Source organism: Pseudoxanthomonas koreensis, assembly GCF_041890415.1.
Classification (GTDB): Bacteria; Pseudomonadota; Gammaproteobacteria; order Xanthomonadales; family Xanthomonadaceae; genus Pseudoxanthomonas; species Pseudoxanthomonas koreensis_A.
The window spans coordinates 2664201-2678739 of sequence record NZ_CP169056.1; the positions used below are offsets into that span (position 1 = coordinate 2664201).

A 14539-nucleotide genomic window follows, 5' to 3' on the forward strand; every position below is an offset into this window, starting at 1 on the left:
GACATCTTCAACGGATCCGCCTCCGGCCGATCCCGCCCGCCCGTGCCGCTGCTTACAGCACGTAGACGAACAGGAACAGGCCCAGCCACACCACGTCGACGAAATGCCAGTACCAGGCCGCCGCCTCGAAACCGAAATGGCGGTCGCGGGTGAAGTGGCCCTTGAACGCGCGGCCCCACATCACCGCCAGCATGATCGTGCCCAGCGCCACGTGCACGCCATGGAAGCCGGTGAGCATGAAGAAGGTCGAGCCGTAGATGCCCGAACCCAGGGTCAGGTTGAGGTCGCGGTAGGCGTGCACGTATTCCTCGGCCTGGAAGACCAGGAACACCAGGCCCAGGACCACGGTCAGCCCCAGCCAGAACAGCAGCGCGCCGCGCTTGCCGGCCTTGAGCGCATGGTGGGCGATGGTCAGGGTGACGCCGGAGGTCAGCAGGATCAGGGTGTTGACCAGCGGCAGGCCCCAGGCCGGGATGATCTGGAACTGGCCGCCCACCTCGCCCGGGCCGGCGCTCGGCCAGGCCGCGGAGTAGCCGTCCCACAGCAGCGCGTTGGTCATCACGCCGTCGCCCTCGCCGCCCAGCCAGGGCAGGGTGAACTGGCGGGTGTAGAACAGCGCACTGAAGAACGCGCCGAAGAACATCACCTCGGAGAAGATGAACCAGATCATCCCCATCCGGAACGAGCCGTCCACCTGGCGGTTGTAATTGCCGCCCTGCGATTCGCGGATGACTTCGCCGAACCAGTAGAACAGGGTGGCCACCATCATCGCGATGCCGGCGAAGAAGGCCCACTTGCCGCCTTCGGCTTCGTTGAACCAGAAGGCCACGCCCATCATCATCACGAACATCGACACCGATGCGAAGAACGGCGCCTTGCTCTTGGCCGGCACGAAGTAGGCGGTGGCGTCGGTCGGGATTTGGGCCATGGCGAGGATTCCGTTGCTCTGGTCAGGGTGCCGAGTGCGGCAGGTCCGAGGCCGCGCCCGCGCCCAGTTGCGCGGTCATGGTCTCGTTCTTGAAGAAAGTGTAGGACAAGGTGATGGTGTTCACGCCGGCCGGCAGGTCCGGGTCGACGATGAAGCGCACCGGCATGTCGCGCTGCTCGCCCGGCTGCAGGGTCTGGGCGGTGAAGCAGAAGCATTCGGTCTTGGTGAAATAGCCCGACGCGCGCGCCGGCGCCACCGACGGGACCGCGCTGCCGACGATGGCGCTGTCGCTGTCGTTGCGGGCGAAGTACATCGCCTCGTTGAGCTCGCCCGGCACCACCTTCATGGTCAGCTGCTCCGGGTGGAATGCCCACGGCAGCTTGGAGTTCACCCCGCCATCGAACTGCACCGTCACCGTGCGCGACGGATCGGCGCCGGCAACCGCGGCACGCACCTGCCCCGGCCCCTGTTCCAGGCGGATGCCGAACACCTTTTCGCAGGCGATCCGGTACAGCGGCACCAGCGAGAAGGTGAAGGCGAAGGCCGCCAGGGCCACGCCGACCATCTTCAGGCCGCCTGCGCCACGGCGCGCGGGAGTCGGGCGGTGGGCGTTCATGCGTTGAGCACCCCGGACAGGATGAAGGCCACGTACACGCCGATGGCGATGACCCCCACCACCCAGGCGGTGCGCACGGCCGCCTTGCGGCGCCTGGCGATGTCCTGGTTGTCGGTGGGTGTGGTCATCGATTCCGCGTGTCCGGTGGCCCCGGCCGCCGGCGAACCGGCGGCGGGCAACGGGTTCAGTGGCTCACGTCGCCGTGGGCCAGGTCGCCGTCCTTGATGACCGGCGGCAGGGTGAAGGTGTGGTGCGGCGCCGGCGAGGGAATGGTCCACTCCAGGCCCTTGGCACCTTCCCAGGCGCGGGCATCGGCCTTGGCGCCCTTCTTCAGCGAGTGGAACAGGATGCCGAACATCAGGAACGGGGTGATGAACATGCCGAACGCGCCGATCGAGCTGACCAGGTTCCAGTCGGCGAACACCACGTTGTAGTCCGGGATGCGGCGCGGCATGCCGGCCAGGCCCAGGAAGTGCTGCGGGAAGAACAGCAGGTTGGAGAACACCATGGTCCACCAGAAGTGGAACTTGGCCCAGCCCTCGTGGTACATGCGCCCGGTCCACTTGGGCCACCAGTAGTACACCGCGGCGATCAGCGCGAACACCGCGCCGGTCACCAGCACGTAGTGGAAGTGGGCCACCACGAAGTAGGTGTCGTGGTACTGGAAGTCGGCCGGCACGATCGCCAGCATCAGGCCGGAGAAGCCGCCGATGGAGAACAGGATCACGAAGGCGATCGACCACAGCATCGGCGCCTCGAAGGTGAGCGAGCCCTTCCACATCGTGGACACCCAGTTGAACACCTTCACCCCGGTCGGCACCGAGATCAGCATGGTGGCGAACATGAAGTAGATCTCGCCGCCCAGGGGCATGCCCACGGTGAACATGTGGTGCGCCCACACGATGAACGACAGGAACGCGATCGCCGCAGTCGCATAGACCATGGCCTGGTAGCCGAACAGCGGCTTGCGGCTGAAGGTCGGGATGATCTCGCTGACCACGCCGAAGGCGGGCAGGATCATGATGTAGACCTCGGGGTGGCCGAAGAACCAGAAGATGTGCTGGTACATCACCGGGTCGCCGCCGCCGGCCGCGTTGAAGAACGAGGTGGCGAAGAACTTGTCGGTCAGCAGCATGGTCACCGCGCCGGCCAGCACCGGCATCACCGCGATCAGCAGGAACGCGGTGATCAGCCAGGTCCAGCAGAAGATCGGCATCTTCAGCAGGTCGATGCCGGGGGCGCGCATGTTGAGCACGGTGGCGATGATGTTGATCGCGCCCATGATCGAGCTGACGCCCGCCACGTGGATGGCGAAGATGCTGAAGGCGACGTTGTAGCCGCCCTGCAGCGACAGCGGCGGGTACATGGTCCAGCCGCCGGCCGGGGCGCCGCCGGGCAGCGCGAAGGTGATCAGCAGCAGGCTGAAGGCCACCGGCAGCAGCCAGAACGACCAGTTGTTCATGCGCGGCAGCGCCATGTCCGGCGCGCCGATCTGCAGCGGGATCATCCAGTTGGCCAGGCCCACGAAGGCCGGCATCACCGCGCCGAAGATCATCACCAGCGCGTGCACGGTGGTCATCTGGTTGAAGAAGTACGGCGAGACGTGCTGCAGGCCCGGGTGCATCAGCTCCAGGCGGATCACCACGCTCATCGCCGCGCCGACGATGAACATCAGGAACGAGAACATCAGGTACAGCGTGCCGATGTCCTTGTGGTTGGTCGAAAACACCCAGCGCTCGATGAACCCCTGCTTGTGGCCGTGATGGTCGTCGTGGTGGTCGACTGCGGAATGGGCCATGGCGTACTACCTCTGCAATGCTGCTGTCTGCGTGACGGCCCGCGGGCGGGCCGTTGCGTCGTGTCTGTGCGTCGTGTCAGGCCTGGTCGGCCGGCGCGGCGGGCGCTTGTTCGTCTTCCACCGGCGCCTCGTCGACGGCGGCCGGCGCGGGCTCGGCAGCCGGGGCCGGCTTCTGCGCGGCCAGCCAGCGGGCGAACTCTTCCTTGGACACCGCCTCGACCACGATCGGCATGAAGGCGTGGTCCTTGCCGCACAGTTCGGCGCACTGGCCGCGGTACACGCCGGGGGTGTCGATGCTGGCCCAGGCCTCGTTGATGATTCCGGGCACGGCGTCCTGCTTCCAGCCCAGGGCCGGCACCCACCAGGCGTGGATGACGTCGTCGGCGGTGATCACGAAGCGGACCTTGGTATCCACCGGCAGGATCAGCCGGTTGTCCACTTCGAGCAGGTAATAGGGGTTCTTCTCCGGGTCCACGCGCTCACCGCTCTGGCGGATGCGGTCGGACTCCTGGTCCATGCGGCTGGTGAACTCCACGCCCTCGCCCAGGTACTCGTACTTCCACATCCACTGGTAGCCGGTGACCTTGACCGTGATCTCGGCGTCGCGGGTGTCGTACATGGCGATCAGCTTGGCCGTGGCCGGCCAGGCCATGGCGATCAGCAGCACCACCGGGATCGTGGTCCAGATGATCTCGGCGGTGGTGTTGTGGGTGAACTGCGCGGCCACCGCGCCCTTGGACTTGCGGAACTTCCACATCGCATATCCCATCGCGCCGAACACCAGCACGCCGATGACCACGCAGATGATCAGCACGATCATGTGCGCCTCGTAGGCATTCACCGACGAGGGGGTGACGCCGCGCCCCATGTTGAGTTGCCAGCGGTGCGGGTCCGCCGCCTGCGCCCATGCCAGCACCGGCGCCGCCATCAGCAGGCCCGTTGCGGTCAAACGCTTCCACCAACCCTTCGCTTGCATCATTGCCTGGACCCTGTTTGCGTCATCGGTTGCGGCCGCTGGCGGCCACCCGACAGCCTGCGGAAAACTCCATGATGGTAAGCGTTCAGCAGGGCCAGCGGCAACTCGCAATGATCCAGCTCAAGCCCGTGCCGGACGCGGCGGCGGGCGCTTGCGGGCCGCCGTAGAATCCCCGGAACCGGCCTGCGCCGGTCCTTCCTCCCCGCCAGGGCCACCGTGAAGCACGCCTGCGCCACCGTCGATGCCGCCGAGCTCGAGGCCCTGTTCGACTCGATCCCGGAGGTGCTGTTCTTCATCAAGGACCGCCAGGGCCGCTACACCCACGTCAACGCGACCATGCTGCGGCGGCTCGGCCTGCGCTCGCGCCGCGACATCATCGGCAAGCGCGCCGGCGACGTGTACCCGGGCGGGCTGGCCGCCAATTACGGCCTGCAGGACCGCCAGGTGCTGGCCGGCGCGGTGATCGACAACATCCTGGAGCTGCACCTGTTTTCCGACCAGGAGCCGGGCTGGTGCCTGACCGCCAAGCGCCCGCTGCGCGGCGCCGACGGCCAGGTGAGCGGGCTGATCGGGATTTCCCGCGACCTGGCCGGGCGCGCCGGCCTGGAAGCCGACTATCTCTCGCTGCGCGAAGCGCTGCTGCACATGAACCACCAGTTCGCCGGCAATGTCCGCATCCACGACCTGCTGGCGATCACCGGCTTCTCCGAATCCAAGCTGGAGCGCACCTTCCAGAAGGTGTTCCAGCTGTCACCGCTGCAGGTGCTGGGGCGGATCCGGATCCAGGCCGCGATGAGCCGCCTGCACGGGCCGGACACGATCGCCCAGGTGGCCCAGGCCTGCGGCTTCAGCGACCAGAGCGCCTTCACCCGCCGCTTCGTGGCCGTGGCCGGCATGACCCCGGGCGAATACCGGCGGCTGCACGCCGGCTGAGCCGCCGGACGTCGGCAACCTCCCGCGCGGCGCGCTTGTGCCGGGGCGGGCGCCGGACCTGCGGGAATCGTTCAATCCGCCTGCACACGGCCGCGGCGATGATGGCGCTGCCCGGCACGACCGTGCGCGCAGGCCCGCCTGCACGTCCGCGCCGGCCTGCCCCCTTTCCGGCCCACCCATGACCACTGCGCCCGCCAGCGTTCCGCCCGCCCCCGGCCGCCCCAGCCCCATCGCGGTCACCGCACCGGTGCCTGCCGCGTCGCCGCTGCGTGCCGCGATCACCGCCGCCTGGCTGGGCGACGAGACCGCCCACGTGCGCGCGCTGCTGGCCCAGGCCCGGCTGGACCCGGAAGCCCAGGTCCGGGCCGATGCGCTGGCCACCGCACTGGTGCAACGGGTCCGCGCACGCGCCGGCGACCAGGGCGCGATCGAGGCATTCATGGGCGAGTACGACCTGGGCAGCGAGGAAGGCGTGCTGCTGATGTGCGTGGCCGAAGCCCTGCTGCGCATTCCCGACCAGGACACCGCCGACCGGCTGATCCGCGACAAGCTCGGCGATGCCGACTGGGAACGCCACCTGGGCCAGAGCGGGTCGGTGCTGGTCAACGCCTCGACCTGGGGGCTGATGCTCACCGGCAGGCTGGTGCAGCTCAACGACCTGGCCCGCGGCGACCTGCGCCACGCGTTGCGGCGCATGGTCGGCCGGCTGGGCGAGCCGGTGGTGCGCCTGGCCGTGCGCCAGGCGATGCGGATCATGGGCCACCAGTTCGTGATGGGCCGCACCATCGACGAAGCCCTGGCACGCGCGAACAAGGGCGCCAGCGCCGGCAGCCGCCAGTCCTTCGACATGCTCGGCGAGGGCGCGCTGACCATGACCGACGCACGGCGCTACCTGCAGGCCTACCACGATGCGATCCAGGCCATCGGCGCGCACCATCGGCGCGCGCAGCCGGGCCCGGACCGCGCCGGCGTGCCAGCAGCCGAGGCAGTGCTGGCCGCGCCCGGCATTTCGATCAAGCTCTCGGCGCTGTTCCCGCGCTACGAGCATGCCAAGCGCGAACGCGTGCTGGCCGAGCTGGCACCGGTGCTGCTGGACCTTGCGCAGGCCGCCCGCGCCCAGGGCATCGGCCTGACCATCGACGCCGAGGAGAGCGAACGCCTGGAGCTGTCGCTGGACCTGGTCCAGGCCACCTTCGGCGATCCGTCGCTGGCCGGCTGGGACGGCTACGGCCTGGCCGTGCAGGCGTACCAGAAGCGCGCGCCTGCGGTGATCGACTTCCTCGCCGACCTGGCACGCCGCGGTGGCCGGCGCATGCCGGTGCGCCTGGTCAAGGGCGCGTACTGGGACGCGGAGATCAAGCGCGCCCAGGTCGAGGGCCTGGCCGGCTACCCGGTGTTCACCCGCAAGCAGAACACCGACGTGTCCTACCTGGCCTGCGCGCGGCGCATGTTCGGGCATGGCGATGCGCTCTACCCGATGTTCGCCACCCACAACGCGCAGACCATCGCCGCCATCCATGCGCTGGCCCAGGGCCGCCCGCACGAGTACCAGCGCCTGCATGGCATGGGCGAAAGCCTGTACGCCGAGGTGACGCCCGCCAACCGCCTGGGCGTGCCGTGCCGGGTGTACGCGCCGGTGGGCAGCCACGAGGACCTGCTGCCCTACCTGGTCCGGCGCCTGCTGGAAAACGGCGCCAACTCCAGCTTCGTCAACCGCATCACCGACGCGGACGTGGCGGTGGCCGACCTGGTCCGCGACCCGGTGGCCGCCGTATCCGCGTTCGAGACCATCCCCCACCCGCGCATCCCGTTGCCGCGCGACCTCTACCGCCGCCAGGGCCACGACCGGGACAACTCCATGGGCCTCAACCTCGCCGACGACACCGTGCTGCAACACCTGGCCACGCGCCTGGGCGAACACACCGGCCCCTGGCGCGCCACGCCACTGGTACCCGGCGCAACCCCCGCCGGCGCGCCGCTGGAGGTACGCAACCCGGCCGATCGCCGCCAGGTGGTGGGCCAGTGGCAGCCGGCCGATGCGGCCACGGTGGAGCGTGCCCTGGCCAATGCGGTGAGCGCGCAACCGGGCTGGGATGCGACCCCGGCCGCCGACCGCGCCGCGATCCTGGAGCACGCTGCCAACCTGCTGGAACAGCGCATGGCGCAGTTCATGGCGCTGTGCGTGCGCGAAGCCGGCAAGACCCTGCCCGACGCGGTGGCCGAGGTGCGCGAGGCGGTCGACTTCCTGCGCTACTACGCCGCCCAGGCGCGCGCCCAGTTCGGCGCACCCGCGTGCCTGCCCGGGCCGACCGGCGAATCCAACGCGCTGCAGCTGCAGGGACGGGGCGTATTCGCCTGCATCAGCCCGTGGAACTTTCCGCTGGCGATCTTCCTGGGCCAGGTGGGCGCGGCGCTGGCCGCCGGCAACAGCGTGCTCGCCAAGCCGGCCGAACAGACCAGCCTGGTCGGATTCTTTGCGGTGAAGCTGCTGCACGAGGCGGGCGTGCCGGAGGCGGTGCTGCAGTTCGTCCCCGGCGACGGCAGCAGCGTCGGCGCGGCGCTGACCTGCGACCGGCGCGTGGCCGGCGTGGCCTTCACCGGCTCCACCGATACCGCCCATGCCATCAACCGCGCGCTGGCCGCGCGCGAACAGGCGCCCATCGCCACACTGATCGCCGAGACCGGCGGCCAAAACGCGCTGATCGCCGATTCATCCGCGCTGCCTGAGCAACTGGTCAAGGATGCGCTGGCCTCGGCCTTCACTTCCGCCGGGCAACGCTGCTCGGCTGCGCGGGTGCTGTTCGTGCAGGCCGACATCGCCGACAAGGTGATCGACATGCTGGCCGGCGCGATGGCCGAACTGAAAGTGGGCGACCCGGGCCTGCTGTCCACCGATGTTGGCCCGGTGATCGATGCCGACGCGCTGGAAACGCTCAAGGCGCACGTGCAGCGGATGGACCGCCAGGCCACCCATATCGCGACCGCGCCGTTGGACTCGGACCTGGCGCTGGGCACCTTCTTCGCCCCGCGCGCGTACGAGCTGGAGGCGCTGTCATCGCTGCAGCGCGAAGTGTTCGGCCCGGTGCTGCACGTGATCCGCTGGGAGGCCGGCCAGCTGGACGCGGTGATCGACCAGGTCAACGCCACCGGCTACGGCCTGACCCTGGGCATCCATTCGCGCATCGACGCCACGGTCGAGCGCATCGTCGCCCGTGCCCGGGTCGGCAACATCTACGTCAACCGCAACCAGATCGGCGCGGTGGTGGGCGTGCAGCCGTTCGGCGGGCAGGGCCTGTCCGGCACCGGCCCCAAGGCCGGCGGACCGCACTACCTGGCGCGCTTTGCCACCGAAAAGACGGTGACCGTCAACACCACCGCCGCCGGCGGCAACGCCTCGCTGCTGACCCTGGGCGACTGACCCCGCACCAGCGCGCGCCGGCCTGACCCTCAGCCTGCGACCAGCCGCACCCGGGCGAAATTGCGCTTGCCCACCTGCAGCACGCCCTCGAAGCCGGGCGCGAAACTCAGGCCTGGGTCCTCGACCACGGCGCCGTCCACCTTGACCGCACGCTCCTTGAGCTTGCGGTTGGCCTCGGAGTTGGAAGGGGTGATGCCGGCGGCGGTGAGCAGCGCGGCGATGCGCAAGCCCTCGGCCGGCACCACCACGTCCTGCAGTTCCAGCAGCGAGGTATCGCCCTGGCCGGTGACCACCGCGTGCCAGCCGGCGATGGCCTGCTCGGCCGCGGCCGCATCGTGGAAACGGGTGGCCAGTTCGCGGGCCAGGCGCAGCTTGACCTCGCGCGGGTTGAGCGCGCCGGCGTCCACCTCGGCCTTCAGCTTCGCCGCCTCGGCCACCGAAATGTCGAAGCTCAACAGCTCGATCCAGCGCCAGGTCAGCTCGTCGCCGATCTTCATGGTCTTGGTGACGATGTCGATCGCCGGCTCGGCGATGCCGATGTAGTTGCCCAGCGACTTGCTCATCTTGTTGACCCCGTCCAGGCCTTCCAGCAGCGGCATGGTCAGCACGATTTGCGGGGCCTGGCCGTGGTGCTCCTGCAGGCCGCGGCCCATCAGCAGGTTGAACTTCTGGTCGGTGCCGCCCAGTTCCACGTCCGCCTGCAGCGCCACCGAGTCGTAGCCCTGCACCAGCGGGTAGAGGAACTCGTGGATGGCGATGGACTGCTGGGCGGCGTAGCGCTTGGCGAAGTCGTCGCGCTCGAGCATGCGCGCCACGGTGTGCTGGCCAGCCAGGCGGATCATGTCGGCCGCGCTCATCTTGCCGAACCACTCGCTGTTGAAGCGCACTTCGGTGCGCTCGCGGTCCAGCACCTTGAACACCTGTTCGGCGTAGGTTTCGGCGTTTGCCAGCACGTCCTCGCGGGTCAGCGGCTTGCGGGTGATGCTCTTGCCGGTGGGGTCGCCGATCATCCCGGTGAAGTCGCCGATCAGGAAGATCACCTGGTGGCCCAGGTCCTGGAACTGGCGCATCTTGTTGAGCAGCACCGTATGCCCCAGGTGCAGGTCCGGCGCGGTGGGATCGAAACCGGCCTTGACCCGCAGCGGGCGGCCGCCGGCCTTGATCGACGCCGCCAGCCGCGCTTCCAGCTCGTCGCGCTTGAGGATCTCGTCGGCGCCGCGGGCGATCAGGGCAAGGGATTGTTCGACGGACGGCACGGGCGGCTCCACGCTGCGGGGGACGGAAGGATGGCCATTGCCGCGCACGCATCGCAACCCGGTCACAGGCCACGCGCGTGGCGTTGCCGCAGGTTCCGCGTGCGCAGGATGGGACGGAATCCGGATGCATGGCCGCCAGGCCGGCACCCTCATTCCGCTGAACGCGATGTTAAGTGCGGGTTAACCGAAAAGCCAGCCAAAAGTGCAGGTTCTTCAATGGTTTGACGCACGCATGTGACCTGATTATTTTAGCCTCCGATGGGCCGCGCTCCGGGGTCCCGTGAAGGAAATCGACGCATGTCCCTGACCGAGCACGGCCCCGTCCGCCGGCAGCAATTCCATCAACGCCTCGGCATTCTTCATCACACCCACCTGCATCGCACCCTGATGGCGCGGTTCCCGGCCGCGTTCAACACGCGCTGGACCCGCCGCCACTGGCTGCACGCCAGCCTGTTCGTCACCGTGGGCGTGCTGCTGGCCACCATCGTGCCGGGATTCTCCTCGCAGTTGCAGCCGGCCACGCCGCTGCACGCCACCTTGCCGCTGAGCCTGCCACCGCAGACGGTCAAGCCGCCGGTGGCCAGCCAGCCTGGGCACCAGTGGGAGGTGGTCCAGGTGCAACCCGGGCAGACCCTGGGCGGGCTGTTCTCGCAGATGGGCGTGCCGGCGCGGACCATGCACCAGATCCTGGAACAGCCGGGCAACCGTGAACCGCTGACCCGCCTGCGCCCGGGTGCGGAGCTGGCCTTCGCCCTGGACGAGAGCCGCGCGCTGCGGGGCTTCCGCTTCGACCGCAGCCCGACCCAGCGGGTGGAGCTGAGCCTGGCCGGCGACAAGGTGCACGAGAAGGTGCTTGAGCGCGCCACCACCACCCGGGTGGCGGTGACCAGTGCCGAGATCGACCACTCGCTGTACGCGGCCGGGCGCAAGGCCGGCCTCAGCCCGGCGGCGATCGCGGTGATGACCGACCAGATCTTCTCCTACGACATCGACTTCAAGGACGTGCAGCCAGGCGACCGCTTCAGCGCGGTGGTCGAGGAGACCTGGCGCGAGGGCGAGCGGGTCGGCCCCGGCCGCATCCTGGCAGCCACCTTCGCCACCGGCGGCAAGACCTACACCGGCTTCCGCTTCGAGCGCGAGGGCAAGGCCGAGTACTTCACCCATGACGGGCGCCCGCTGAAGAAGAGCTTCATCCGCATGCCGATCCCGTATGCACGGCTGTCGTCGAAGTTCGGCGCGCGCCGGCATCCGGTGCTGGGCAAGATGCGCATGCACAAGGGCGTGGACTACGCCGCCACCACCGGCACCCCGATCATGGCCGCCGGCGATGCGCGGGTGCAGTTCGTCGGCCAGCAGCGCGGCTACGGCAACGTGGTGATCCTGGACCACGGCAAGGGCCACACCACCCTGTACGCGCACATGTCGCGCTTCGGCAAGATCAAGCGCGGCCAGCACGTTGGGCAGGGCTCGGTGATCGGCTACGTCGGTTCCACCGGCCTGGCCACCGGCCCGCACCTGCATTACGAATTCCGGGTCAACGGCGTGCACCGCAACCCGCTGTCGGTGACCATGCCGCCGCCCGAGCCGCTCAAGGGTGCCGAACTGGCCGCATTCCGCGCCCAGGCCGCCCCGGCCATGGCCCGGATCGAATCGATGGAACGGCTGATGTACGCCACCGCCTCCGCGCAGAAGGCCGCCCCGCGCAACAAGCGCGGCTGAGCCGCCAGCCAGCGCGGTCGCCGGCAAGGCCCGCTCCTGCATGGGTGCACGGCCCGGGGGTGAATCGACCTGCCGCGCCTGGATGACCGGGCCGTTGCCTACAATGCCGGCATGTCGCATCTCTTCCTTGGCCTGATCTCCGGCACCAGCGCCGACGGCATCGATGCCGCGCTGGTGGAGTTCCCCGTTCCCGACGCCACTGCCGGCCTGCGCCTGCACGCCGCGTGCGTGCACCCTTGGGCGCCGCCGCTGCGCGAACGCCTGGTCGCGCTGGGCCAGGGCGGCGCGCTTGCCTCGCTGGATGAACTGGGCCGGCTGGACGTGCAGGTCGGCCATGCGTTTGCCGATGCCGCGCGCACCCTGCTGGAGGAGGCAGGCGTGACTCCGGCGCGTGTGCTGGCGATCGGTTCGCACGGGCAGACCGTGCGCCACCGCCCGCACGGCGATGCACCGTTCACCCTGCAGATCGGCGATGGCAGCGTGATTGCCGAGCGCACCGGCATCGCCACCGTGGCCGATTTCCGCCGCCGCGACGTGGCCGCCGGTGGCCAGGGCGCGCCACTGGTGCCTGCCTTCCACGCGGCGCTGCTGCATTCGGCCGACGAGGACCGCGCCGTGCTCAACCTGGGTGGCATCGGCAACTACACCCTGCTGCCGCGGGCCGGTGCGGCCAGCGGATTCGACACCGGCCCGGCCAACGCACTGCTCGATGCGTGGTGCCTGCGCCATACCGGGCAGGCATTCGACGCCGACGGCACGTTCGCGGCAACGGGGACGGTGGATGCGCCGCTGCTGGCACGGCTGCTGGACGAACCATGGTTCGCGCAGCCGCCGCCCAAGAGCACCGGCCGCGAGCAGTTCCACCTGGAGTGGGTGCAGGCGCGGCTGCACGGCGGCGAATCGGCGGCCGATGTCCAGGCCACCCTGATGGAACTGAGCGCGGCCACCATCGCCGATGCGCTGCACCGGCAGCAGCCCGGCACTGCGCGGCTGATCGCCTGTGGCGGCGGCGTGCGCAACACGCGCCTGATCCAGCGCATCGCCGCGCGCCTGCCCGGGGTGATCGTGGAGTCGAGCGCGGCCCACGGCCTGGACCCGGATTACGTCGAGGCGATGGCGTTCGCCTGGCTGGCGCGCGAGGCGCTGGCCGGGCGGCCGGGCAACCTGCCGGCCGTCACCGGCGCACGCGGCCCGCGGGTGCTGGGCGTGGTGCATCCGGCCTGAGCGCCGGCACGACGACGGGCCATGACGGTCGCGTCGCGGCCGCCTTGCCGGCGACAGCCGTGTTCAGAATCCCTTGCCGGCGGGCAGCAGCTTCAGCGCGGCGATCGCATCGGACAGCGCGCCGACCTCCATGTTCTCGAAACCACCGCGCACCTCCTCCTCGGAGGCGAACAGGCCCTGTTCGAGCAGGCGCAGGACGGCCTCGTCCGGACTCCAGCCACGGGCCTGGGCCACGCGGCGGATGCGCTCGGAAAGGATCGGATCGATGTCGCGCAGCACCAGGTCGGTCACGGCGGGCGGCAGCTCCAGGAAGTCAACGACGGAGACTGCCATGGATGGCGTCGGCGGGGAATCATCGCCGCCCCGTCAACCGGTGGGCGGCGGTACCTCGCGGACACGCGGCCACAACCAGGCCAGCAGTGCCAGGGTGGGCACCACGGTGACCGCACTGAGTACGAAGAAGGTCGAGTACGAGCTGGCTTCCACCACGTAGCCGGACACGCCACCGGCAAACTTCCCGGGCAGGTTGGCCAGCGACACCAGCAGCGCGAACTGGGTGGCGGTGAAGTTGCGGTCGGTCAGCGAGGACATGAACGCCACCAGCACGGTGCCGGCGAATCCCTGGGCCACGTTGTCGGCGGTGATGGCCGCGTAGAACGCCCAGATCTGCGATGGATACTGCGCCATCAGCAGGAACGCCAGGTTGGACAGCGCCACCCCCAGCGTCGCCACGAACAGCATCCTGCGGAAGCCGAACGCGGCCACGCACAGCCCTCCCAGGAACGCCCCGCCGATCCCGGCCCAGATGCCGTAGAGCTTGGATACGGTGGCGATGTCGGCCTTGGTGTAGCCCGAATCCAGGTAGAACGGGCCGGCCATGACCCCGATCACCTGGTCCGGGAACTTGAATAGCCCCACGAACACCAGCAAGGCCAGCCCCAGCGCCAGCCCGTTGCTGGCGAAGAAGCTGGAGAACGGCTGCCAGAACGCGCCGATGAAATCGATCCGCCGCTGCACCGTGGCTTCCGGTGCCACCGGCTCGCGCGACAGCAACGTGGCCAGCAGCGGCAGCGCCATCAACGCGGCCATGCCCAGGTAGGCGATCTTCCAGCTGGAGAATTCGGCCAGGTACAGCGCACCGGCACCACCGGCGATCAAGCCAATGCGGTAGCCTAGGGTGTAGGTCGCCGCCAGCGCGGCCTGCGCCTGCAACGGCGCGATTTCGATGCGATAGGCATCCACCACCGAGTCCTGGGTGGCGCCGGCGAACGAGGTGAACAGCACCCAGCCCACCAGCGCACCCACCCCCAGCTCCGGGCGGGTGAACGCCAGCGCCGCCAGGCCCAGGGCCACGCCCGACTGCGCGGCCAGCAGCCACGAGCGGCGCCGGCCCAGCAGGCCCAGCGGCGCGAACACGTAGCGGTCGATCAGTGGCGCCCACAGGAACTTCAGCAGGTAGAAGAAGCTGGCCAGGCTGATCAGGCCGATGCTGCCCAGGTCCAGCCCGCTGTCGCGCAGGCGGGTGGACAGGGTCATCGAGGCGATCGGCAGGAACGGCAGGCCGCAGCCGAACCCCAGCACCGCCATGGTCAGTGCCGAGGGCGTGCCGAAGGCGCGGCGGATGCCGGCCCAGCCCTTGTATGTCGGCTTTTTCGTCACCGCGTCCGGGGC

12 protein-coding genes are annotated in these 14539 nt (G+C 69.5%); 4 read left to right on the forward strand and 8 right to left on the reverse strand.

Annotation, left to right across the window (positions count from 1 at the left end; genetic code table 11):
* Nucleotides 1-52: 52 nt before the first annotated feature.
* The 5 genes from ACEJ41_RS12160 to coxB all read right to left on the reverse strand — a co-directional run bounded on the left by ACEJ41_RS12160 (nt 53) and on the right by coxB (nt 4318).
* Nucleotides 53-928, reverse strand: a complete 876-nt coding sequence (locus ACEJ41_RS12160) for a cytochrome c oxidase subunit 3 (RefSeq protein ID WP_374012526.1) — start codon at nt 926-928, stop codon at nt 53-55.
* Nucleotides 929-950: 22 nt separating this feature from the next.
* Nucleotides 951-1544, reverse strand: a complete 594-nt coding sequence (locus ACEJ41_RS12165) for a cytochrome c oxidase assembly protein (RefSeq protein WP_374012527.1) — start codon at nt 1542-1544, stop codon at nt 951-953.
* The gene (locus tag ACEJ41_RS12170; protein WP_374012528.1) at nt 1541-1672 is read right to left on the reverse strand and encodes a hypothetical protein; all 132 of its coding nucleotides are present in this window, start codon (nt 1670-1672) and stop codon (nt 1541-1543) included. The genes ACEJ41_RS12165 and ACEJ41_RS12170 overlap by 4 nt, the downstream gene beginning before the upstream one ends.
* A gap of 56 nt (nt 1673-1728) precedes the next feature.
* Nucleotides 1729-3342 carry a cytochrome c oxidase subunit I gene (gene ctaD, locus ACEJ41_RS12175; RefSeq protein ID WP_374012529.1) on the reverse strand — a complete coding sequence of 538 codons (1614 nt, stop codon included), beginning with the start codon at nt 3340-3342 and terminating at the stop codon, nt 1729-1731.
* 76 nt (nt 3343-3418) lie between these two features.
* Nucleotides 3419-4318: a cytochrome c oxidase subunit II gene (gene coxB, locus ACEJ41_RS12180; protein WP_374014142.1), complete on the reverse strand. Its 900-nt coding sequence runs from the start codon at nt 4316-4318 to the stop codon at nt 3419-3421.
* A 216-nt stretch (nt 4319-4534) separates the two neighbouring features.
* Between coxB and ACEJ41_RS12185 the strand changes: the two genes are divergently transcribed.
* Nucleotides 4535-5251, forward strand: coding sequence for a helix-turn-helix domain-containing protein (locus tag ACEJ41_RS12185; RefSeq protein ID WP_374012530.1), 717 nt, complete (start codon nt 4535-4537; stop codon nt 5249-5251).
* Nucleotides 5252-5429: 178 nt separating this feature from the next.
* Nucleotides 5430-8669, forward strand: coding sequence for a bifunctional proline dehydrogenase/L-glutamate gamma-semialdehyde dehydrogenase PutA (gene putA / locus ACEJ41_RS12190; protein ID WP_374012531.1), 3240 nt, complete (start codon nt 5430-5432; stop codon nt 8667-8669).
* A gap of 29 nt (nt 8670-8698) precedes the next feature.
* On the opposite strand, the gene tyrS is transcribed toward putA, so the two are convergent.
* Nucleotides 8699-9925 carry a tyrosine--tRNA ligase gene (tyrS, locus tag ACEJ41_RS12195; RefSeq protein ID WP_374012532.1) on the reverse strand — a complete coding sequence of 409 codons (1227 nt, stop codon included), beginning with the start codon at nt 9923-9925 and terminating at the stop codon, nt 8699-8701.
* A gap of 297 nt (nt 9926-10222) precedes the next feature.
* Between tyrS and ACEJ41_RS12200 the strand changes: the two genes are divergently transcribed.
* On the forward strand, nt 10223-11644 hold the full coding sequence (locus ACEJ41_RS12200; protein ID WP_374012533.1) for a peptidoglycan DD-metalloendopeptidase family protein: 1422 nt from the start codon (nt 10223-10225) through the stop codon (nt 11642-11644).
* 111 nt (nt 11645-11755) lie between these two features.
* Complete coding sequence (locus tag ACEJ41_RS12205; protein WP_374012534.1) at nt 11756-12868, forward strand: anhydro-N-acetylmuramic acid kinase; 1113 nt, start codon at nt 11756-11758, stop codon at nt 12866-12868.
* A gap of 63 nt (nt 12869-12931) precedes the next feature.
* On the opposite strand, the gene ACEJ41_RS12210 is transcribed toward ACEJ41_RS12205, so the two are convergent.
* Together ACEJ41_RS12210 and ACEJ41_RS12215 are read right to left on the reverse strand one after the other, a co-directional pair.
* On the reverse strand, nt 12932-13159 hold the full coding sequence (locus tag ACEJ41_RS12210; protein WP_374014143.1) for a hypothetical protein: 228 nt from the start codon (nt 13157-13159) through the stop codon (nt 12932-12934).
* A 75-nt stretch (nt 13160-13234) separates the two neighbouring features.
* Nucleotides 13235-14527 carry an MFS transporter gene (locus tag ACEJ41_RS12215; protein ID WP_374014144.1) on the reverse strand — a complete coding sequence of 431 codons (1293 nt, stop codon included), beginning with the start codon at nt 14525-14527 and terminating at the stop codon, nt 13235-13237.
* Between the last annotated feature and the right edge of the window lie 12 nt (nt 14528-14539).